The following is a 19,948-nucleotide window of genomic DNA, read 5'->3' as shown; positions in this document are numbered from 1 at the left end:
CCATCAGTCGCACGTACAGCGTTCGCACGCACGAGGTGGGGGCACAGCAGCGCCATGGCTCAGGGCACGGTCCAGGTAACCCACACCGGCACTTCGAGATGGCGCCGCCGCACCGGTGAGTACGCCTCGCTCGCCGCTGCCCTGGAGGCCGCCGCGGACGGCGACGTCCTCACGGTCGCGCCCGGCACCTACCGCGAGAACCTGGTCCTGCGGCGGGCCGTGACCCTGCGCGGCCCGGAGGGTTCGGCCGGTTCGGTGCGGATCGCCCCGGTCGACGGCGTCCCGCTGACCGTGCGCGCCTCGGCCACCGTCCAGGACCTCCAGTTGGAGGGGCAGGACGCGGCGGCGCCCGCCCTGCTGATCGAGGACGGCGCCCCCGAGCTGTGCGACCTGCGGGTGGTGACGCGGTCGGCGGTGGGCATCGAGGTACGCGGCGCGGCCCGCCCCACGGTCCGCCGGTGCACGGTGGACAACCCGGGCGGCGTCGGCATCGGCGTACTGGACGGCGCGGGCGGGCTGTTCGAGGAGTGCGAGGTGGTCGCGGCCGGCCAGTCGGGCGTCTCGGTCCGCGCGGGCGCCCACCCCCGTCTGGAGCGCTGCCGGGTCCACCACGCCTCGGGCGCGGGCCTGTCGGTCACCGGCGAGGGCTCCGGCCTGGAGGCGCTGGGCTGCGAGGTGTACGAGATCAAGGGCGCCGGGGTGCAGATCGCCGCGCGCGCCACCGCCCACCTCACCGAGTGCACGGTGCACCGCACCTCGGCGGACGGGGTCACCCTCGACACGGACGCGGTGCTCACCCTCGCGGACTGCGACATCCACGACATCCCGGAGAACGCGGTGGACCTGCGCTCCCGGTCGGTGCTGACGCTGACCCGCTCGGCGGTGCGCAGCTTCGGCCGCAACGGCCTGTCGGTGTGGGACCCGGGCACCCGGGTGGACGCCAACCAGTGCGAGATCCACGACAGTACGGGCGACTACCCGGCGGTGTGGGTCAGCGACGGCGCCACGGCGGTCCTGGAGGGGTGCCGGGTCCACGACGTGCCGGACGCGCTGTTCGTGCTGGACCGGGGCTCGCGCGCCGACGTCGTCGACAGCGACATCTCGCAGGTGCGCAACACCGCGGTGTCGGTGAGCGACGGCGCCACCGCGCAGCTCGACGACTGCCGGATCAGGGAGGTCTCCACCGGTGCCTGGTTCCGCGACCACGGCAGCGGCGGGACCCTCGCCAACTGCACCATCGACGCCGCGCAGACCGGCGTGATCGTCACCAAGGGCGCCGACCCCCGGATCGAGCGCTGTACGGTCACGGCGCCCGCCGAGGCCGGGTTCTACGTCTCGGCGGAGGGCCGGGGCACCTTCCACGGCTGCCGGGTGACCGGCAGCGGGGGCTACGGCTTCCATGTGGTGGACGGCTGCCGTACGACGCTGACCCGCTGCCGTACGGAGCGCTGCGCGCGCGGGGGGTACGAGTTCGGCGAGGACGGGCCGGTCTCGCAGGACTGCACCAGCGACGAGAGCGGGGTGCGCCCCGGGCCGGCCGAGCCGCCCGCCGTGCAGACCGCCACGCAGACGATGGGCCTGCTCTCCACGGTCCCCGGGCAGCACCCTCCCAAGGCTCCGGAGCCCGCGGTCGAGCCCGCCCGCTCCTCACAGGACGTGCTGGGGGAACTCGACGCGCTGGTGGGCCTGGAGAGCGTCAAGCGCGAGGTGCGGGCGCTCACCGACATGATCGAGGTGGGTCGCAAGCGGCAGCGGGCCGGTCTCAAGGCCGCCTCGGTCCGCCGCCATCTGGTCTTCACCGGCTCCCCCGGCACCGGCAAGACCACGGTGGCCCGGCTCTACGGGGAGATCCTGGCCTCGCTCGGGGTCCTGGAGCGCGGGCACCTCGTGGAGGTGTCCCGGGTGGACCTGGTGGGCGAGCACATCGGCTCGACCGCGATCCGCACCCAGGAGGCGTTCGACCGGGCGCGCGGCGGAGTGCTGTTCATCGACGAGGCGTACGCGCTGTCGCCCGAGGACTCCGGCCGGGACTTCGGCCGGGAGGCGATCGACACCCTGGTCAAGCTGATGGAGGACCACCGCGAGGCGGTGGTGGTGATCGTCGCGGGGTACACGGCGGAGATGGAGCGCTTCCTCCGCGTCAACCCCGGGGTGGCGTCCCGTTTCTCCCGGACCATCACCTTCAGCGACTACGACCCGGACGAGTTGCTGCGGATCGTGGAGCAGCAGGCGGAGGAGCACGAGTACCGGCTGGGCGGCGGGACCGCCGAGGCGCTCCTGAAGTACTTCACGGCGCTGCCCAAGGGCCCGGCGTTCGGCAACGGCCGCACCGCGCGCCAGACGTTCGAGTCGATGGTGGAGCGGCACGCGGGGCGGGTCGCCCAGTTCGCCGACGCGAGCCCGGACGACCTGAGTCTGCTCTACGCCGACGATCTGCCCGAACTGCCCTGACGACAGCGCTTGTTGACTGCCTGTCAACGCTGCTGCGGCAGCGCCGGTGTCAGTTCGTCGAGCAGGGCGGTGCGCTCCTCGGCGAAGACCGGGTCGGCCTGGTAGTCGGAGTGGCCCAGGATCGGGGCGGGCAGCGGCTGCCGTTTCGTCCGGCCGAAGGCGAGCGGGTCGAGGAGCGGGCCCCGGTCCACGGTGGTGCCGGGCAGCACCGGACCGCCGATCGGGTCGGTGGGCCGCCACAGATTGCGCCAGCAGTGCAGCTGATGGTGGAGGGCGGTCAGCTCCGGGCGGCCGAAGTACGCGGGGAACCAGCGCCCGTACAGGCGCTCCAGGGGCGAGCCGTAGGTGAGCAGGGCGACGCTGCGGCGGGTGCGGGCCGGGAGCTGCCAGACGGCGGCGGCCGCGAGGACGCTGCCCTGGGAGTGGCCGGAGATGACCAGCCGGCCGCCGGTGCGCGCGGTCCAGGTGTTCATCCGCCAGGCGAGGTCGGGCACGGCCCGCTCGGCGTAGCAGGGCGGCGCGAACGGGTGGGCGGCGCGCGGCCAGAAGGTGCCCACGTCCCACAGGATGCCGATGGTGCGCCGGGCGGCGGCGTCCTTGTAGGCCCGCCGCCCCCAGGTGACGAAGAGCACGAAGCCGAGTCCGGTGAGCCAGGAGCCGAGTGCCTGGGCGGTGTCGGCGGCCGAGGCGACCGCGCCCGGCGCGTCGTCCGCCGCCCGCCCGGGGACCTGCCCGGTGGCCCAGGAGCCCGCGAGCGCGCCCGCGCCCAGCAGCAGGGTGGCGGCTCCGACGAGTCCCAGGAAGGTGGGCGTGCGGTCCGTGAGCGAGGCCATCGCGCGGGCGGTGGCGATGCGCCGGGAGCGGGCGGTGTCCGGGAGTTCGCCCGGGTAGTCCGCGAGCAGCCCCGCCTCCTCGGCGCGCGCGGTGCGCCAGGTGCGCAACGCGAAGTGGACGACGGCCGGGACGAGGAGGGCGAGCAGGGCCGGGATCACCGAGGCCTGCCAGGTGAGCAGCGGCGGCGGGCCCGCGAGGACGTCGCGGGCCGCGCCCGGCGTGCCGGGCCCGTCCAGCCAGTCCGCCACCCGCTGGGCGACCCCGCCGGTCATCACTCCGCCGAGCGCGCACGCGAGGAGCGCGACGGCGGGGCCGCCGAGGCCCGACAGAGCGGTACGGGAGTCGTGCGCGCGGCGCCGCAGCAGGAGCGCGACCCCGGCGAGCAGGACGACCAGGACGCCCTGGGCGAGGGCGATGACCCCGAAGGTGCGGTCGCCCGGGAGCGTGGAGTGCGAGGCCCAGCCGGGCCGGTCCCAGCAGGCGTACACCATCGACAGGGCGAGCAGGCCGAGGGCGGCGGCGGGCAGCAGCGCGATGACGGCCCGGTCCAGGTGCTCGTCCAGGCGCGACTCGCTGCGGCCGCGGCCGCACACCACAGCCACCACGACGGCCGCGCCGACGAGGAGAGCCGCCGTCAGCAGCCGGCCCAGGACGTCCAGCGCGGTGTTCGCGGCGGCCCGGTCGTGCCGGGCGGCGGCAGTGGTGACGGCCGCGGCGACGGTGAGGAAGGCGGCGGCCGTGTGCGCGGCGCGCAGCCGGGCGACAAGGCGGCGCCCGTACCAGAAGCCGGGTCGGCTCAGGGCGGGCGCGTCCGGCTCGTCGTCGTCTCCCGCGGCGCCGAGCGGCTGCTGCGACTCGTACGCGCTCCAGGTCCGGTTGGACAGGTACCAGAGCAGTCCGGTCAGGGCGGCGGGCACCAGCGCGGCCAGTGCCAGACGGCGCCCGGGCGGGCTCCACCAGCCGTGCCGCTCGGGCGAGAGGAAGCCGAGCCAGGACTTCCCGGCGGCGCAGTCCGCGGTGCCCGCGCACTGCCAGGCGGCCAGATCGAGCGCGACCTCGCAGGCGGTGGCGGTGAGCAGCACGGTCAGGCTGAGGGCGACGAGCCGCACCAGGACCCCGTACAGCCGCACCGCGCGGGCGGACTCCCGGGCGGGCGGGCGCATCCAGTGCGCGAGGTTGACCACCATGAACGGCAGGAGCAGCAGCCACAGGGCGCGGGCGCCGTTGCCGGAGGTGAGGTTGGCCCAGCAGTAGGCCTCGGGCACCGGTTTGTCGCGGTAGCGCTCGGGGTGCTCCTCGGCGTCGGCGTCCTCGGTGCGGCGGAAGACGGCGGCGGTCTCGTCGCCGGTGATCCGGACCGTGCGCGGGTCGTCGAGCATGGACTGCGGGGTGGCGCCACCGACCCCGTGGACGAGCAGTTCGAGCGCGGGCCCGGCGTCGTCGGCGGCAGGTGTGGCACGGGGCACTTCTGTGACTCGCTCTCGTGGGAGGATCGGCGGCGGGGGACGGCGGGGGCCGTCGTGCGGATCGCGGACCGTGCGGGTCGGGCGTCGTGCGGGGGCCGGTGGACCTCGGCGTGGGGGCGGTGGCGTGCGGGTTCTCCAGGATCTCGGATCGGGGGCCCCGGTGCGGTGTCCTCACGGAATCTCCCCGTGACAGGATTCGGATGTACGGCGACGACATGTACGGCGACGCGGAAGGACCGACCCGGCAGTGAGCGACAACCAGAACCTGCTCGCGGAGCAGCGTCGCGCCCTGATCCTCGACGAGGTCAGACGGCGCGGCGGGGTCCGGGTCAACGAGCTCACCCGGAAGCTCAACGTCTCGGACATGACGGTCCGCCGGGACCTGGACGCGCTGGCCCGCCAGGGCGTGATCGAGAAGGTGCACGGCGGGGCGGTGCCGGTGGTCGAGGCCTCCACGCACGAGCCCGGCTTCGAGGCCAAGTCGGGCCTGGAGCTGAGCGCCAAGGAGGACATCGCGCGCGCGGCGGCCGCGATGGCCGTGCCGGGCAGCGCCATCGCGCTCTCCGGTGGTACGACGACGTACGCGCTGGCGCACCAGCTCCTCGACGTCCCGGATCTGACGGTGGTGACCAACTCGGTGCGGGTCGCGGACGTCTTCCACGCGGCGCAGCGGGCCGCGGGCGCCACCGGCAACCGGCCGGGGGCGGCGACCGTGGTGCTCACCGGCGGGGTGCGCACCCCGTCGGACTCGCTGGTGGGGCCGGTCGCGGACCAGGCGATCCGCTCGCTCCACTTCGATGTGCTCTTCCTCGGGGTGCACGGCATCTCGGTGGAGGCGGGGCTCTCCACCCCGAACCTGGCGGAGGCGGAGACCAACCGCCGGTTCGTGCGGTCCGCGCGGCGGGTCGTGGTGGTCGCGGACCACACCAAGTGGGGGACGGTGGGGCTGAGTTCGTTCGCCTCGCTGGACGAGGTGCACACGCTGGTGACGGACTCGGGGCTCTCCGACGCGGCCCGCGAGGAGATGGCCGAGCATCTGCCGGGGCTGCTGGTGGCGGGCGACGACGACGCGGCCGGGGCCGCCGAGGCGCGTTCGGAGGCGGACGCGGCCTTGGCCGAAGACATCTGACGGACCGCCAGTTAAGGTGTGCGGGCTCGCTGCCGCTCGCTCGTGCCCGTCCACACCGATCACTGGAGGTGCGGCCCGATGGCTCGCCGACTCCGTCCCGTGGAGCTCGACTTCGTCGAGACCGCTCCGCTGCGCCTGGTCTTCGCCGCCGACGCGGCCGCTCCGGCGGACGCCCTCTACCGCGCGCTGGCCGTCGAGACGGAGGCCTGGCCCCGGTGGTTCTCGGCGGTGAGCCACGCGCGGGCCACCGAAGGCGGCCGGGAGGTCCGGCTGCGCGGCGGCACCCGGTTCGAGGAGACGGTGATGGCCGCCGAGCCAGGCGCGCGCTACGCCTACCGGGTCGACGTCACCAACGCGCCCGGCCTGCACGCCCTGTTGGAGGAGTGGCGGCTCACCCCGGCCGGCCGGGGCACCCGGGTGCAGTGGACCTTCGCGGCCTCGGCCGGCGCACCGCTGCGGTTCGCGCTGCGGCTGGGCCGGCCGGGCTTCGGCCGGGCCTTCCGCGACGCGGTGAGGACCCTCGACCGCCGACTGGCAGCGGCCTCCTAGCCCTGGGGCCTTTCGCCGCCTTCCCGCGCGCCCCACGAGGCCAGGCCCTGGAGCGCAACGGCGAGGCCCCGGCCGGCGGCGGCCTCACACACCTGAGCGGCCCGGTCCCGCCCCCGACTGGCCGCTTCCGGCCGCGCGGCCCGGCCGCGACCGTCCTACTCCGGCCACACTCCCGTGGCCAGGAAGGTGGTGATCGCCGTCGTGTACGGCGCGATGTCCAGGCCCTGTTCGGCCAGCCAGGCATCCGAGTAGTACTTGTCGAGGTAGCGGTCGCCCGGGTCGCACAGCAGGGTGACCACACTGCCGGTGCGCCCGGCGGCCACCATCTCGGAGACGATCTTCAGCGCGGACCACAGACCGGTGCCGGTGGAGCCGCCCGCCTTGCGGCCGATGGTTCCTTCCAGGGCGCGTACGGCCGCGACGCTCGCCGCGTCCGGGACCTTCATCATCCGGTCGATGGCGCCGGGCAGGAAGCTCGGCTCCATCCGGGGCCGCCCGATGCCCTCGATGCGCGAGCCGCAGTCGCTGCTGGCGAGCGCGTCGCCACGGGTCCAGCCGTCGAAGAAACAGGAGTTCTCCGGGTCCGGGACGCAGATGCGGGTGTCGTACTGCATGTAGTGCACATAGCGGGCGATGGTGGCCGAGGTGCCGCCGGTCCCGGCGGTGGCGACGATCCACGCGGGCTCCGGGTAGCGCTCCAGTCTCAGCTGCTGGTAGATCGATTCGGCGATGTTGTTGTTGCCGCGCCAGTCGGTGGCCCGCTCCGCGTAGGTGAACTGGTCCATGTAGTGGCCGCCGGTCTCCAGCGCGAGGGCCGCGGCCTCCTCGTACATCTTGCGCGAGTCGTCCACGAAGTGGCACTGGCCGCCGTGGAACTCGATCAGCCGGATCTTCTCGGCGCTGGTGGTGCGGGGCATCACGGCGATGAACGGCACCCCCACGAGCCCGGCGAAGTACGCCTCGGACACCGCGGTCGAGCCGCTGGACGCCTCGATGACCGGCTTGCCGGGCCGGATCCAGCCGTTGCACAGCCCGTACAGGAAGAGCGAGCGGGCGAGCCGGTGCTTGAGGCTGCCGGTGGGGTGGGTGGACTCGTCCTTGAGGTACAGGTCGATGCCCCACCGCTCGGGCAGCGGGAAGCGCAGCAGATGTGTGTCGGCGGAGCGGTTGGCGTCGGCCTGGACCTTGCGCACGGCGTCCTTCAGCCACGCCCGGTAGGCCGCGTCGCTGCGGTCCACGTCGATGGTCTCCATGCCACTCCTCCAAGTCTGGCGGCCCCCGGAGGGCGGGGCGCCCGGGCGGGGAAGGTCGTGAAACGGGTTCGTCGAAGTTGACGGGAAACGCTCGGCTCCCTCACTTGACAATACCGCCCTCACCTGCACAAACATTCCCTTTGGGGATCCATAGGGGTGGCTTGTGGGACACCGGTGAAGGGGCGCACGGCGGCGGGTGACGGCCGATCCTCCGCGCGCCCTGGTGCGTACGGCCATCGTTGTGCAGACTGCCCAGCAGGAACGGTACGAAGGGGGCACAGCGGCCATGACCGAGCCCGAGTTCAGCGCCAGGGGTGTGCGGATCGAACGCTGGACGCGTTCACTGACCAGGGCGGGACAAGTCCTGATCAAGGACGGCCGGCTCGCCCTGCTCACCAGCAGCGGGCGCGAGATCGACAGCGCGCCGCTGCGCGCGGTGAGCGCGGGCAAGCCGCTGCTGCCGTGGGCGGCCAAGGCGGACCGGACCGTGGCCAGGCTCAACGGCCACCGCTACCGGCTCACCATGGGCCAGCAGAGCGGCCGGCCACGCGGCGCGGAGCTCGCCCAGCGCTTCCTCCAGGCGGTGCGCCCGGCCGGGGAACCGCGCGGCTGAGGGGGCTGGTGGGGCGCGAGTTGCGGAGCGCCGACCCCTGCGCCACCCTGGTCTCACATCACTCAGGGTTTACCGGCGGTCACGCTGCGATCCAGCCCGTCGGACAGACAAGCTTCTTCCGGACCTCAATCGGGGAGTCGCAGCCGTGATCAGCCAGTCGAGCAGGCATTGCACGGTGGAGCTCCAAGCCCTGCCGTCGCGGATCGGACAGGTCCGCAGAATCGTTTCAGCACAGTTGCGTTACTGGCATCTCGATCCTCTGATAGACGAGGCGGCGCTGGGCGTCACCGAGTTGCTGACCAACGTCCACCGGCACGCCCAGCCGGACAAGCTCTGCACCGTGGAGATCGAGCTGCTGCGCGACCGGCTCACGGTGTCGGTGCACGACCACGACCCCCGGATGCCCACGGTGCGCAGCACCGACCCCTTCGCCACCAACGGCCGCGGCCTCGCGATGATCGCGGCGGTCAGCGAGAGCTGGGGGGTGCGCCCGCAGGGCGCCTCGGGCAAGACCGTGTGGTTCACGCTCCCCGCGCCGACCCCGGTGGCGCTGCCGGCCCGCCCGGCGTACGGGTCCAAGGCGACCGGCCCGTGTCTGCGCAAGCGGCCCGCCCTGGTGCGTACCGAGGCACGGGGCGGCCATCCGCGCACGCCCGCCCGGCTGCCCGCGGCGGGCTGACCGGGCGGGAGGGCGGAGCGGGGCCCTCGTGGCGGTCACCGCCCCTCACTCTGCGGCGAACGCCCTTGCCGCGGCGACGCGTTGCCGCCGGGCGCCGGAGAACTCGGCGGGCCGGTGGCGCAGTCGGTCGCGCGGGCCGACGGTGTCGACGACCCCGGCGGCGGTGGCCGTGGGACGCGGTGCGGCGGTCATGCCGCACCGTCCTTGCGGCGGCCGAACTCCTCGTCCAGGACGGAGAGCCGGCGCCAGTACTCGTCCTCATCGATCTCCCCGGCGGCGAAGCGCCGGCCGAGCACGGCGAGGGGTGAGCGCGCGTCCAGCGAGGGGCGCTCACCGTAGGAGCGGGGCTCGTCGAAGGGCGGGCGCCAGGGGCCGCGCCGACCGCGCCACACGGTGCGGCGCAGCACGGTCACGACCGTGAGGATCACGGCCGCCCAGATCAGCGGGAAGAAGAGGATCCAGGGTCCGGGTCCGTCGTAGGCCAGCGTGTTCATGGTGCTCAGCTCCTCGGTCGAGGGTGGTCTCGTGGTGCTGTCTCGTGGTGCTTTCGAGACTGCCTCCGAGGGGTGGCCCGGGTCGTCGTACGGCCAGCGGCATCCGGCGTACCCCACGGGGAGTAGACCGGGCGCGCACGGCTGCTCTGGATTGTGTACCTACTAGTATGTACAGTAGGGATCATGAGCACCCCAGAGCGTCTGATCGAGGCCACCCGGGAGCTGCTGTGGGAGCGGGGCTACGTCGGCACCAGCCCCAAGGCGATCCAGCAGCAGGCGGGCGCGGGCCAGGGCAGCATGTACCACCACTTCGCGGGCAAGCCGGACCTGGCGCTCGCCGCCATCCGGCGCACCGCCGAGGAGCTGCGCGCGAGCGCCGAGGCCTCCTTCGGGGGCGAGGGCACCGCGTACGAACGACTCCGCGGCTATCTGCTGCGCGAGCGCGACGTCCTGCGCGGCTGCCCGGTGGGCCGGCTGACCATGGACCCGGACGTCATCGCCAGCGAGGAGCTGCGCGCGCCCGTCACCGAGACGATCGACTGGCTGCGCGGACGGCTCGCCGAGATCGTCCAAGAGGGCCTGGACGCGGGTGAGTTCAGCGCTCCCGTGGTGCCCGAGGAGATCGCGGCGACGGTGGTCGCGACCGTCCAGGGCGGCTATGTCCTGGCGCGCGCCGCCGGCTCGCCCGCCGCCTTCGACGCGGGCGTCCGCGGCCTGCTCGCCCTGCTCGCGCCCCGCAACCCCTGAGAGCCTGCCCGAGGAGCGCCACCCATGCATGTCACCCGTCAGCGGCCCGCCAGTGTGCGGGGCCCGGCCGAGCACTTCACGGGCACGGTCTGGCTCGACGAGATCGCCGCGCCCCCGTCCCCGTCCCGACTGCGGATGTTCAGCGTCCACTTCACCCCCGGCGCCCGCACCGCCTGGCACCGCCATCCGCACGGCCAGGTCCTGCACGTGACCGAGGGCGAGGGCCTGGTACAGCGCCGGGGCGGACCCGTCGAGCCGATCCGGGCGGGCGACACCGTCTGGATCGAGCCGGACGAATGGCACTGGCACGGCGCCGGGCCGCACACCTTCATGACCCATCTCGCGGTCGTCGAGGCCGCCCAGGACGGCACCTCGGTCGACTGGGACCGCCATGTCGGCGCCGACGCCTACCCGTCCGCCACCTCCTGAGGAGTACGCCGTGCACGCCTTGCAGTACGAGATCACCCTGCCCGCCGACTACGACATGGACATCATCCGCACCCGGGTCGCCACCCGGGGCCACCTCCTGGACGCCTTCCCGGGCCTCGGCCTCAAGGCGTATCTGATCCGCGAGCGCGGCGCCGGGTCGCCGGTGAACGCCTATGCGCCCTTCTACCTCTGGAACACGCCCGAGGGCATGAACGCCTTCCTCTGGGGCGCGGGCTTCCAGGGCATCGTCGACGACTTCGGCCGCCCGGAGGTCCAGCACTGGATGGGCCTCTCGTACGAGGAAGGGACGGCGGCCGGGGCCACGCCGCTCGCCGCGACGCGCGAGCGGCTGCCGGTGCCGCACGGGATACGGCCCGCCGACTTCGTGGCCGAGCAGCTGGAGCGGACGTCCGGGCCGGGGACGGTGGTGAGCGCGCTCGCGGTGGACCCGCGCCGCTGGGAGCTGCTGCGCTTCACGCTCTGGGAGCAGGAGGCCCCGCAGGCGCCGGGCGACCACTTCCGGGTGCTGCACCTGTCGGCGCCCGAGCGCGGCGAGCTCACCCGGGGACGGCACTGGTGAGCGCCGTCGTCCGTACCGTCGGCGGCGACGTTCCGGCCGACCGGCTGGGTGTGGTGGACGCCCACGACCACCTCTTCATCCGCAGCCCGCTGCTGCCGGGCCAGGAGCTCGACGACGCCGAGGACGCGGCGGCCCGGCTCGCCGCCTTCCGCGAGCTCGGCGGCGGCACGGTGGTGCAGTGGACGCCGTACGGGATGGGCCGCCGGGCGGACCTGCTCGCCGCGCTCTCGCGGCGGTCGGGGGTCCGGATCGTGGCGGCCACCGGGCTGCACCAGGCGGTCCACTACTCGCCCGAACTGCTCGGTTCCGTACGCGACTCGCTCGCCGAGCTGTTCGTGCGCGAGATCACCGAGGGCGTGGCGGGCGCCGGGGGCGTACGGGCCGGGCTGATCAAGGTCGCGGGCGGCTTCCACGGGCTCGACGCGCACGCCCGGCTCACCATGCGCGCGGCCGCCGAGGCCCATCACCGCACGGGCGCGGCGATCGCCGTGCACCTGGAGCTGGGGACCGGGGCCCTGGACGTACTCGACCTGCTCTGCGGGGAGACGGGGGTGGCGCCGGACCGGGTGATCCTCGGCCACCTCAACCGCTCCCCCGACTCCGCCGTCCACCGGCAGGCCGCCGCCGAGGGCGCCTATCTGGGCTTCGACGGGCCGTCCCGGGCCAACCACGCCACGGACTGGCGGATGCCGGAGGCGATGAGGGCACTGGCCGACGCGGGGTTCGGGGACCGGCTGCTGCTGGGCGGGGACACGGTGACCCCGGACACTCCGGGGATGCCGTATCTGCTGCGCAGGGTGCGGCCCCGGCTGGCGCTCGAGCTGGGCGAGGAGCTGGTGGAGCGGGTGCTGGTGGGGAACCCGGCGGGGGCGTTCGCGCTGCGGACGTGATGGCTGCGGGGGCGAACTGCTGCGACCGGTCCCCCTGGCGGCTCGCGGCCGGACGGCCGTGGAGTCAGCGCGGCCTCATCCCAGCGCCCCCAGCGGATCGTCCAGTACCGGCTGCCAGGCCAACTCCGCCGCGCCCACCAGGCTGTTGTGGTCGAGCGAGCACGCCAGGATGGGCACGCCACCGCTGCGGCCCCACAGGCTGCGGTCGGCCACGACGGCCCGCAGCCGGTCCGGGTCGGCCTCCAGGAGGGCCTTGTGCAGTCCGCCGAGGATGATCCGGTCCGGGTTGAGGATGTTGACGAGTCCGGCGAGCCCGAGGCCGAGGCGGTCGACGAGCTCCTCGGCGGCGCCGCGCACGGACACGTCGTCGTACTCGGTGCGCAGCAGCTCGCGGGACTGCTCCAGGAGCGAGACCTCGGGGCCCGGGTCGCGGCCCGCCGCCACCAGGAAGGCGAGCGGGTCGGTCTCCACGTCGAGGCAGCCCCGGCCGCCGCAGTAGCAGGGACGCCCCTCGGGGTTGACGGTGAGGTGGCCGACCTCCAGGGCGAGGCCCGAACTCCCGGTGTGCAGACGGCCGTCGAGGACGAGCGCGCCACCGACGCCCCGGTGCCCGGTGGCCACGCACAGCAGGTGCTGGGCGCCGCGCCCGGCGCCGTGCCGGTGCTCGGCCAGGGCGGCGAGGTTGACGTCGTTGCCGGTGAAGGCGGGGCCCTCGATGCCCGCCGCCCGTACCTGCTCGGCGAAGATCTCGCGCACCGGGGCGCCCGCGGGCCAGGCCAGGTGCAGCGGGTTGAGCGCGGTGCCGTCCGGCTCGGCGACCGCCGACGGCACGGCCAGGCCGGCGCCGACGCAGCGCAGCCCGCTGCCGCGCAGCAGTTCGGCGCCCGCCTCCACGACCTCGCCGAGCACCTGCGCGGGGTCGGCGGAGACGGTGACGCAGCCGGGCGCGGTGGCGACCGTACGGCCGCCGAGGCCCACCAGCGCGGCGCGGAAGCCGTCTGCGTGCACCTGGGCGGCGAGGGCGACGGGGCCGGAGTCGTTGACCGCGAGGCGGTGCGAGGGACGGCCCTGGGAACCGGCGGCGGCCCCGGGGCGGGAGTCGACCTGGATGAGGCCGAGCGCTTCGAGTTCGGCGGCGACGGCTCCGGCGGTGGCCCGGGTGACGCCCAGCTCGGCGGTGAGGACGGCGCGGGTCGGGGCGCGGCCCGTGTGGACCAGTTCGAGCGCGGGGCCGAGTGCCCCACGGCCTCTGTCCAGCCTCGTCTTGGTGTGCGTCGCCTTGCCGTTCATGGGGGCGAGTCTCCCATGATCCAGGACGGAGGCATTCCCTCCGGCGGCCGCCCCCGTTCACTCGGCGCTCACCCGCCGGTCGTCGCGAAGGCCGACAACGGAGTCGGCGGCGGCTTGTCCCTACGGCCCGCCGACCCCTATCCTGAGTTTGTGCCGCTACTAAACAAAGTACGGACGGCCCTCCCGGCGGGATCCGGCGCGCACACCACCGCGCCCTCCCTCCTCCGCCTCCGCACCGCCCTGACCGTGTTCTTCGCCCTCGACGGATTCCTCTTCGCCGGCTGGGTGGTCCGCATCCCGGCCATCAAGCAGCAGACCGGCGCCTCGGCCGGTGACCTCGGCCTCGCCCTGCTCGGCGTCTCGGCGGGCGCCGTGGTGACGATGGTGCTCACCGGCCGGCTCTGCCGGCGCTTCGGCAGCCACCCCGTGACCGTGGCCTGCGCCGCGCTGATGGCGCTGGCCATCGCGCTGCCGCCGCAGACCCGTTCCGCCCTGTCGCTGGGCGCGGTGCTGCTGCTCTTCGGTGCCGCGTACGGCGGGATCAACGTGGCCATGAACAGCGCGGCCGTCGATCTGGTCGCGGCTCTGCGGCGCCCGGTGATGTCCAGTTTCCACGCCGCGTTCAGCCTCGGCGGAATGCTCGGCGCGGGCGTCGGCGCGCTGGTCGCGGGAAGCCTCTCCCCCACCGCGCACCTGCTCGCGCTGACCGGCTTCGGCCTGCTGGTGACCGCCCTCGCGGGCCCCGTCCTGCTGCGCCACCCCGCCCCGGCGCACACCGCGACCCCGCACGCCCAGGGGCGCCGCCTCGACGGCCGGGCCCGCCGCCTGGTGCTCCTGTTCGGCGTGATCGCGCTGTGCACGGCGTACGGGGAAGGCGCCATGGCCGACTGGGGCGCGCTCCACCTGGAGCAGGACCTGGACGCGACACCCGGCGTCGCGGCCATCGGCTACTCCCTGTTCGCCCTGGCCATGACGGCCGGCCGGCTCACCGGAACGTTCCTGCTGGAGCGCTTGGGCCAGACCCGCGCCCTGGTCGCGGGCGGTACGACGGCCACGGCCGGGATGCTGCTCGGCGCGCTCGCGCCGACGGTGTGGCTCGCGCTCGCCGGTTTCGCGGTGATGGGTCTGGGCCTGGCCAACATCTTCCCGGTCGCGGTGGCCCGCGCGGGCGCGCTGGCCGGACCCGGCGGTGTTGCCGCCGCCTCCACGCTGGGCTACGGCGGCATGCTCCTGGGCCCGCCCGCGATCGGTTTCCTGGCCCAGTGGTCCTCCCTGCCCGTCGCCCTGACGACGGTGGCCGCGCTGTCGGCGGCGGCCGCCCTGATCGCGTACGGCTCGCGGCACGCCACGGCGGGCGCGTGAGCGCCGCTCACCCTGGACGACGGCCACCAGGGCGGCGCCGTACGCGCGTGTGACCGCACCACGGACCCGCCCGCCTCCTCCGTCACCCCCCTGGCAGAATCCCGACATGGATACCGCTGACCTCATCAACACCCTTGACCGCGAGGGCCGGTTGCTGGCCGACGCCGCCGGCGCGGCCGGTACCGGCGCCCCCGTTCCCACCTGCCCCGACTGGCGGGTCCGGGACCTGCTGCGGCACACCGGGACGGTGCACCGCTGGGCGGCCGCGTACCTCACCGAGGGCCACACCTCCTTCCGGCCCAGCGGTGCGGAGCCCGACCTGGACGGCGAGGAGCTCCTCGGCTGGTTCCGCCAGGGCCACCGGGCGCTGGTCGACGCCCTGACCGGGGCGCCGAAGGACCTGGAGTGCTGGCAGTTCATGCCCGCGCCCTCGCCGCTGGCGTTCTGGGCCCGGCGCCAGGCGCACGAGACCGCCGTCCACCGGGCGGACGCCGAGTCGGCCGGGGGCGGCGCCTTCACCGTGGCGGAGCCGGAGTTCGCCGTCGACGGCATCGACGAGCTGCTGCTCGCCTTCCACGGGCGGGAGAAGAGCCGGGTGCGCACGGCGGCCCCGCGCACCCTTCGCGTACGGACGACGGACACGGACGCGGTGTGGACCGTGCATCTGTCGGACGGGGTCCCGCGTACCGTCCGGGACAACGACGGCCCCGCCGACTGCGAGCTGAGCGGCTCGGCGTACGAGCTGTATCTGACCCTCTGGAACCGGCTGCCGCTCGACTCGGTCGCCCTCGCGGGCGACGCCTCGCTCGCCGCGCTGTGGCGCGAGAAGTCCGCCGTCACCTGGGCATAGCACCTCGGCGTACGGGGTCATGGCGCCGGCCGCCGTGACCCCGTCGGCGTACCACCTACGTCACGAGGGCCGGTCCGCGAGCATCCTGGCGAGCACCGCGCGCTGGAGCGGGCGTACGTCGGCGTGGCGCGCCCGGCCCTGGTCCGTGATCGCGACCCGCACGCCCCGCCGGTCCTCGCTGCACATTCCGCGCGTGACCAGGCCCTCCTTCTCCAGCCTGCCGATCAGGCGGGAGAGGGCGCTCTGGCTGAGATGGACGCGGGAGGCGAGGTCCTGGACGCGGAACGCCGTCCCGCCGTCCTCCGCACAGCCTTCCACGAGCACGTCGAGCACCTCGAAGTCGCTCGCTCCGATGCCGTACTGGTGCAGCTCGCGATCGAGCTCGCACGTCGTGCGCGCGTGCACCGCGAGGATGCCGCGCCACTCGTCCACGAGCATGCGCTCGGACTTCTTGGCCGCCATGACCGCACGTTAGCAGAGATGACGCTCTTTGTTGCACCGTAATTAAATGCACTTGCACTCGATGCATGTGCATGTAGTCTGCTCCGCATGACCTCTCCGCTCAACGTCCAGTCCACTCAAGAGCGTTGGAGCCCGCGGCTGTGGGGCACCCTGCTGGTGCTCTGCGCCGCGATGTTCCTGGACGCGCTCGACGTCTCCATGGTCGGCGTCGCGCTGCCCTCGATCGCGACCGACCTGGACCTCTCCACCTCGACGCTCCAGTGGATCGTCAGCGGCTACATCCTCGGCTACGGCGGGCTGCTGCTCCTGGGCGGCCGCGCGGCCGACCTGCTCGGCCGCCGCCAGGTGTTCCTCATCGCGCTCGGCGTCTTCGCGCTGGCCTCGCTGCTCGGCGGACTCGTCGACTCCGGGCCGCTGCTGATCGCCAGCCGCTTCATCAAGGGCCTCAGCGCCGCGTTCACCGCGCCCGCCGGACTCTCGATCATCACCACCACCTTCAAGGAGGGCCCGCAGCGCAACCGCGCCCTCTCCATCTACACCACCTGCGCCGCCACCGGCTTCTCCATGGGCCTGGTCCTGTCCGGTCTGCTCACCGAGCTCAGCTGGCGCTGGACCATGCTGCTCCCGGCGCCGGTCGCCGTAATCGCCCTGGTCGCGGGCCTCAAGCTGATCCCGCGCAGCCCCCGCAGTGAGGGCAAGCGCCACTACGACGTGCCCGGCGCCATCACCGGAACCGGCTCGATGCTGCTCCTCGTCTACACCGTCGTCCAGGCACCCGAGGCCGGCTGGGCCTCCGCCCGTACGCTGCTGTCCTTCCTCGCGGTCGCCGTGCTGCTCACCGCTTTCGTGAAGATCGAGCAGCGCACCGCGAGCCCGCTCATCCGGCTCGGTGTGCTCCGCTCCGGCACCCAGGTCCGCACCCAGCTGGGCGCCGCCGCCTTCTTCGGCTCGTACGTCGGCTTCCAGTTCATGGTCACCCAGTACATGCAGTCGGTGCTCCAGTGGACCGCGCTCCAGACCGCGCTGGCGTTCCTGCCCGCCGGTGTGCTCGTCGCGCTCTCCTCGGTGGGGATCGGCTCGATCGTGGACCGCTTCGGCACCCCGAGGATCATCGCCGTCGGCTTCTCGGCCCTGGTCCTGTCGTACGCCCTGTTCCTGCGCATCAGCCTGACCCCGCAGTACGCGGCGGTCATCCTGCCGTCGATGCTGCTGCTCGGCGCGGCCTGCGCGCTGGTCTTCCCCTCGCTCAACATCCAGGCCACCAACGGCGTGGACGACAGCGAGCAGGGCATGGTCTCGGGTCTGCTCAACACCTCGATCCAGGTGGGCGGCGCGATCTTCCTGGCCGTGGTGACGGCCGTGATCACCGCGGGTGACCGGGGGGACTCGCCGCAGGACCTGCTCGACAGCTTCCGGCCGGGTCTGATGGTGGTCACCGGCATCGCGCTCGCCGGTCTCCTCATCACCCTGACCGGACTGCGCACCAAGCCCGACCGGCAGACGCTGGTCGTCGCGGGATCGGCCCAGGACGCGGCCGCCGCACCGGAGCCCGCGAAGGTCGCCGTCCGCGACTGACGCCGCCACGGGGGAGGGTGCGGCCGACGGGTGCTTCTTGCCCGTCGGCCGCATCTGTGGGGAGACTGCTCCCATGGGCAACCGGAACCAGGGCGAACGCGACGCCATCACCGTGGAGATCGTGTACGCCGTGGTGACCGCCTCGCTGGCCGCCCTGCTCGCCTTCGGCGCGGTCGCCGCCCCCGTCTTCCTCTTCGAACTGCACCATCCCGCACGCGGACTGCTGCTGCTCGGCGGGGCGGCCGCCGCCGTGCTCGCCTTCGTCGCCCGGTGCGTACACACCCTGTGGCGCTTCTCGTACGCGGGGGACCAGCCCCGGCGTCAGCCCAGCCAGCCGGGCCGGACCAGGCCCGACTCATAGGCCAGCACCACCAGTTGGGCCCGGTCGCGGGCGCCCAGCTTGACCATCGTGCGGCTGACGTGGGTCTTGGCGGTGAGCGGGCTGACGACCAGGCGGCGGGCGATCTCCTCGTTGGAGAGCCCGATCCCGACCAGGGCCATCACCTCCCGCTCCCGCTCGGTGAGTTCGCCCAGGCTCTCCACGGCGGCCGGCTCCTTGGAGCGGGCGGCGAACTCGGCGATCAGCCGTCGGGTCACCCCCGGCGAGAGCAGCGCGTCCCCGTCCACCACCGCGCGTACCGCCCGCAGCAGCTCCTCCGGCTCGGTGTCCTTGACCAGGAAGCCGCAGGCTCCGGCGCGGATCGCCTCGAAGACGTACTCGTCCAGCTCGAAGGTGGTGAGCATCACCACCCGCACCCCGTCCAGCTCCGCGTCGCCGGTGATGCGGCGGGTGGCGGCGAGCCCGTCGAGCAGGGGCATGCGGATGTCCATCAGAACCACGTCCGGCCGCAGTTCGCGCACCAGGCGCACCGCCTCCTCGCCGTCGGCGGCCTCGCCCGCGACCTCGATGTCCGGCTGGGCGTCGAGGAGCGCGCGGAAACCGGCCCGGACGAGCAGCTGGTCGTCGGCGAGCAGTACGCGGATCACGGGGTCTCCCTCGGGGCGGCGGGTGCGGTACGGGTGAGCGGGAGCCGGGCGACCACCCGGAAGCCGCCGTCGGGGCGCGGGCCCGCCTCGATGGTGCCACCGAGCGCGGCGGCCCGCTCCCGCATGCCGATCAGACCGTTCCCGCTGCCGCCGGCGTCCCCGGCGCCGGCCGGTCCGTCGTCGTCGACACGCAGTTCGAGCAGGCCGGGCGCGTGGTCGAGCGCCACGCGCGCGGTACGGGAGCCGGAGTGGCGCACCACGTTGGTGAGCGCCTCCTGGACGATACGGAAGGCGGCGAGGTCGGCACCGGGCGGCAGCGGCCGGGGCTCGCCGGTGGTCGTGGTCTCGACGGTGAGCCCGGCGGTCGCGGCCTGTTCGACGAGCTCGGGCAGCCGGTCCAGCCCCGGCGCGGGCGAGCGGGGCGCGTCCCCGGGGGCGCGCAGGGTGTCGAGGACCTGGCGCACCTCGCCCAGCGCCTCCTTGCTGGCGGACTTGATGGTGCTCAGCGCGGTACGCGCCTGCTCCGGGTCGGAGTCGAGCAGCGCCAGGCCCACGCCCGCCTGGACGTTGATGACGGAGATGCTGTGCGCCAGCACGTCGTGCAGCTCCCGCGCGATCCGCAGCCGCTCCTCGTCGGCGCGCCGCCGGTCGGCGGCGGCCCGCTCGGCCCCGGCCCTGGCCCACTGCTCCCGGCGTACGCGGATGAGCTCGGCGATCGCCACGATCGCCAGTACCCAGGCGGCGACGGCGAGTTCCTGCCCCCAGGGCGCGGGCCGGTCGCCGCTCGGGGGCAGCCAGCGGTAGAGCCAGTGGGCGACCAGGACATGGCCGAGCCAGAGCATTCCGACCGCCGCCCAGGCGGCCCGGCGGTGTCCGGCGACGATCGCCGCGAAGCAGCCGACGGCCACCGCGAGGAAGATCGGCCCGTACGGGTATCCGGCGCCGAGGTAGACCATGGCGGCGCCCGCCGAGCCGAACACGGCGAGCACCGGGCGGCGGTGGCGCGGCAGCAGCACCGCGCAGCTCGCCACCAGCAGCAGCCGGGCGAACAGGTCGAGGGAGGCACGCCCGCCCTGGTTGTGCGCGGCGAAGGTGGAGCCGCCCAGTACGAACGCGGTCAGCACGAGGGTGGACGGCCACGGCAGCCGCGAGCGGGCGCCCGGGTCCGCGCCGCCGCCCGGCCCCTGGACCCACGTCCGCACCCATGGCGGCAGCGACTCGTGCCGCGCCCGGGGGCGGCTCTCGCGGTGGCCGAGGCGCCCCGGCTGCTCTTCCATACCGGCCACGCTAGCCCCGGGCACGGCGCCC

General features: G+C 74.1%; 21 protein-coding genes. 13 read left to right on the top strand and 8 right to left on the bottom strand.

Annotation, left to right across the window (positions count from 1 at the left end; translation table 11 throughout):
* Nucleotides 1-54: 54 nt before the first annotated feature.
* On the top strand, nt 55-2,451 hold the full coding sequence (locus ABD236_RS05060) for a right-handed parallel beta-helix repeat-containing protein (RefSeq protein ID WP_344070558.1): 2,397 nt from the start codon (nt 55-57) through the stop codon (nt 2,449-2,451).
* A 23-nt stretch (nt 2,452-2,474) separates the two neighbouring features.
* Here the strand turns inward: ABD236_RS05060 and ABD236_RS05055 are convergent, their stop codons facing one another.
* Entirely contained in the window at nt 2,475-4,751 is a 2,277-nt protein-coding gene (locus ABD236_RS05055; RefSeq protein WP_344070556.1) for a hypothetical protein, read from the bottom strand.
* 247 nt (nt 4,752-4,998) lie between these two features.
* On the opposite strand from ABD236_RS05055, the gene ABD236_RS05050 reads away from it, so the two are divergent.
* Together ABD236_RS05050 and ABD236_RS05045 are read left to right on the top strand one after the other, a co-directional pair.
* Entirely contained in the window at nt 4,999-5,880 is an 882-nt protein-coding gene (locus ABD236_RS05050; protein ID WP_344070554.1) for a DeoR/GlpR family DNA-binding transcription regulator, read from the top strand.
* A gap of 78 nt (nt 5,881-5,958) precedes the next feature.
* Complete coding sequence (locus ABD236_RS05045; protein ID WP_344070552.1) at nt 5,959-6,429, top strand: SRPBCC family protein; 471 nt, start codon at nt 5,959-5,961, stop codon at nt 6,427-6,429.
* Nucleotides 6,430-6,584: 155 nt separating this feature from the next.
* Here the strand turns inward: ABD236_RS05045 and ABD236_RS05040 are convergent, their stop codons facing one another.
* Nucleotides 6,585-7,682, bottom strand: a complete 1,098-nt coding sequence (locus ABD236_RS05040) for a PLP-dependent cysteine synthase family protein (RefSeq protein WP_344070550.1) — start codon at nt 7,680-7,682, stop codon at nt 6,585-6,587.
* Between the two features lie 286 nt (nt 7,683-7,968).
* Between ABD236_RS05040 and ABD236_RS05035 the strand changes: the two genes are divergently transcribed.
* Together ABD236_RS05035 and ABD236_RS05030 are read left to right on the top strand one after the other, a co-directional pair.
* Nucleotides 7,969-8,295 (top strand): hypothetical protein, encoded by a 327-nt coding sequence (locus ABD236_RS05035; RefSeq protein ID WP_344070548.1) that lies wholly within the window; start codon nt 7,969-7,971, stop codon nt 8,293-8,295.
* A 145-nt stretch (nt 8,296-8,440) separates the two neighbouring features.
* On the top strand, nt 8,441-8,974 hold the full coding sequence (locus tag ABD236_RS05030; protein ID WP_344070546.1) for an ATP-binding protein: 534 nt from the start codon (nt 8,441-8,443) through the stop codon (nt 8,972-8,974).
* 45 nt (nt 8,975-9,019) lie between these two features.
* On the opposite strand, the gene ABD236_RS05025 is transcribed toward ABD236_RS05030, so the two are convergent.
* Nucleotides 9,020-9,166, bottom strand: coding sequence for a hypothetical protein (locus ABD236_RS05025; RefSeq protein WP_425543817.1), 147 nt, complete (start codon nt 9,164-9,166; stop codon nt 9,020-9,022).
* Nucleotides 9,163-9,468, bottom strand: coding sequence for an SHOCT domain-containing protein (locus tag ABD236_RS05020; RefSeq protein ID WP_344070545.1), 306 nt, complete (start codon nt 9,466-9,468; stop codon nt 9,163-9,165). The genes ABD236_RS05025 and ABD236_RS05020 overlap by 4 nt, the downstream gene beginning before the upstream one ends.
* A gap of 183 nt (nt 9,469-9,651) precedes the next feature.
* Between ABD236_RS05020 and ABD236_RS05015 the strand changes: the two genes are divergently transcribed.
* Genes ABD236_RS05015 through ABD236_RS05000 form a run of 4 tightly spaced genes read left to right on the top strand, consistent with a single transcriptional unit; the run spans nt 9,652 to nt 12,114 of the window.
* On the top strand, nt 9,652-10,215 hold the full coding sequence (locus ABD236_RS05015) for a TetR/AcrR family transcriptional regulator (RefSeq protein WP_344070543.1): 564 nt from the start codon (nt 9,652-9,654) through the stop codon (nt 10,213-10,215).
* A gap of 24 nt (nt 10,216-10,239) precedes the next feature.
* Nucleotides 10,240-10,644 carry a (R)-mandelonitrile lyase gene (locus ABD236_RS05010; RefSeq protein WP_344070541.1) on the top strand — a complete coding sequence of 135 codons (405 nt, stop codon included), beginning with the start codon at nt 10,240-10,242 and terminating at the stop codon, nt 10,642-10,644.
* A 10-nt stretch (nt 10,645-10,654) separates the two neighbouring features.
* The gene (locus tag ABD236_RS05005) at nt 10,655-11,224 is read left to right on the top strand and encodes a DUF4865 family protein (protein WP_344070539.1); all 570 of its coding nucleotides are present in this window, start codon (nt 10,655-10,657) and stop codon (nt 11,222-11,224) included.
* Nucleotides 11,221-12,114: a phosphotriesterase family protein gene (locus tag ABD236_RS05000; protein WP_344070537.1), complete on the top strand. Its 894-nt coding sequence runs from the start codon at nt 11,221-11,223 to the stop codon at nt 12,112-12,114. The genes ABD236_RS05005 and ABD236_RS05000 overlap by 4 nt, the downstream gene beginning before the upstream one ends.
* Before the next feature lie 75 nt (nt 12,115-12,189).
* Here the strand turns inward: ABD236_RS05000 and ABD236_RS04995 are convergent, their stop codons facing one another.
* Nucleotides 12,190-13,404, bottom strand: a complete 1,215-nt coding sequence (locus tag ABD236_RS04995; RefSeq protein ID WP_344070535.1) for an ROK family protein — start codon at nt 13,402-13,404, stop codon at nt 12,190-12,192.
* 150 nt (nt 13,405-13,554) lie between these two features.
* On the opposite strand from ABD236_RS04995, the gene ABD236_RS04990 reads away from it, so the two are divergent.
* Both ABD236_RS04990 and ABD236_RS04985 read left to right on the top strand, forming a co-directional pair.
* Nucleotides 13,555-14,766 (top strand): MFS transporter, encoded by a 1,212-nt coding sequence (locus ABD236_RS04990; RefSeq protein WP_344070533.1) that lies wholly within the window; start codon nt 13,555-13,557, stop codon nt 14,764-14,766.
* Between the two features lie 106 nt (nt 14,767-14,872).
* Nucleotides 14,873-15,616, top strand: coding sequence for a maleylpyruvate isomerase family mycothiol-dependent enzyme (locus ABD236_RS04985; RefSeq protein WP_344070531.1), 744 nt, complete (start codon nt 14,873-14,875; stop codon nt 15,614-15,616).
* 60 nt (nt 15,617-15,676) lie between these two features.
* Here ABD236_RS04985 and ABD236_RS04980 read toward each other — a convergent pair whose 3' ends face one another.
* On the bottom strand, nt 15,677-16,078 hold the full coding sequence (locus ABD236_RS04980) for a MarR family winged helix-turn-helix transcriptional regulator (protein ID WP_344070529.1): 402 nt from the start codon (nt 16,076-16,078) through the stop codon (nt 15,677-15,679).
* Nucleotides 16,079-16,165: 87 nt separating this feature from the next.
* Here ABD236_RS04980 and ABD236_RS04975 point away from each other — a divergent pair, with 87 nt between their 5' ends.
* Together ABD236_RS04975 and ABD236_RS04970 are read left to right on the top strand one after the other, a co-directional pair.
* Nucleotides 16,166-17,653 carry an MFS transporter gene (locus ABD236_RS04975; protein ID WP_344070527.1) on the top strand — a complete coding sequence of 496 codons (1,488 nt, stop codon included), beginning with the start codon at nt 16,166-16,168 and terminating at the stop codon, nt 17,651-17,653.
* A 73-nt stretch (nt 17,654-17,726) separates the two neighbouring features.
* Nucleotides 17,727-18,014, top strand: coding sequence for a DUF6332 family protein (locus ABD236_RS04970; RefSeq protein WP_344070525.1), 288 nt, complete (start codon nt 17,727-17,729; stop codon nt 18,012-18,014).
* Here the strand turns inward: ABD236_RS04970 and ABD236_RS04965 are convergent.
* Together ABD236_RS04965 and ABD236_RS04960 are read right to left on the bottom strand one after the other, a co-directional pair.
* Nucleotides 17,975-18,640, bottom strand: a complete 666-nt coding sequence (locus ABD236_RS04965; RefSeq protein WP_344070523.1) for a response regulator — start codon at nt 18,638-18,640, stop codon at nt 17,975-17,977. The genes ABD236_RS04970 and ABD236_RS04965 overlap by 40 nt on opposite strands.
* Complete coding sequence (locus ABD236_RS04960; protein ID WP_344070521.1) at nt 18,637-19,917, bottom strand: sensor histidine kinase; 1,281 nt, start codon at nt 19,915-19,917, stop codon at nt 18,637-18,639. The genes ABD236_RS04965 and ABD236_RS04960 overlap by 4 nt, the downstream gene beginning before the upstream one ends.
* Nucleotides 19,918-19,948 lie beyond the last annotated feature (31 nt).

Origin of the sequence: Streptomyces crystallinus (genome assembly GCF_039521265.1) — a bacterium.
In the GTDB taxonomy this organism is placed as follows: Bacteria; Actinomycetota; Actinomycetes; order Streptomycetales; family Streptomycetaceae; genus Streptomyces; species Streptomyces crystallinus.
This window is presented reverse-complemented; position numbering and strand designations above follow the sequence as displayed.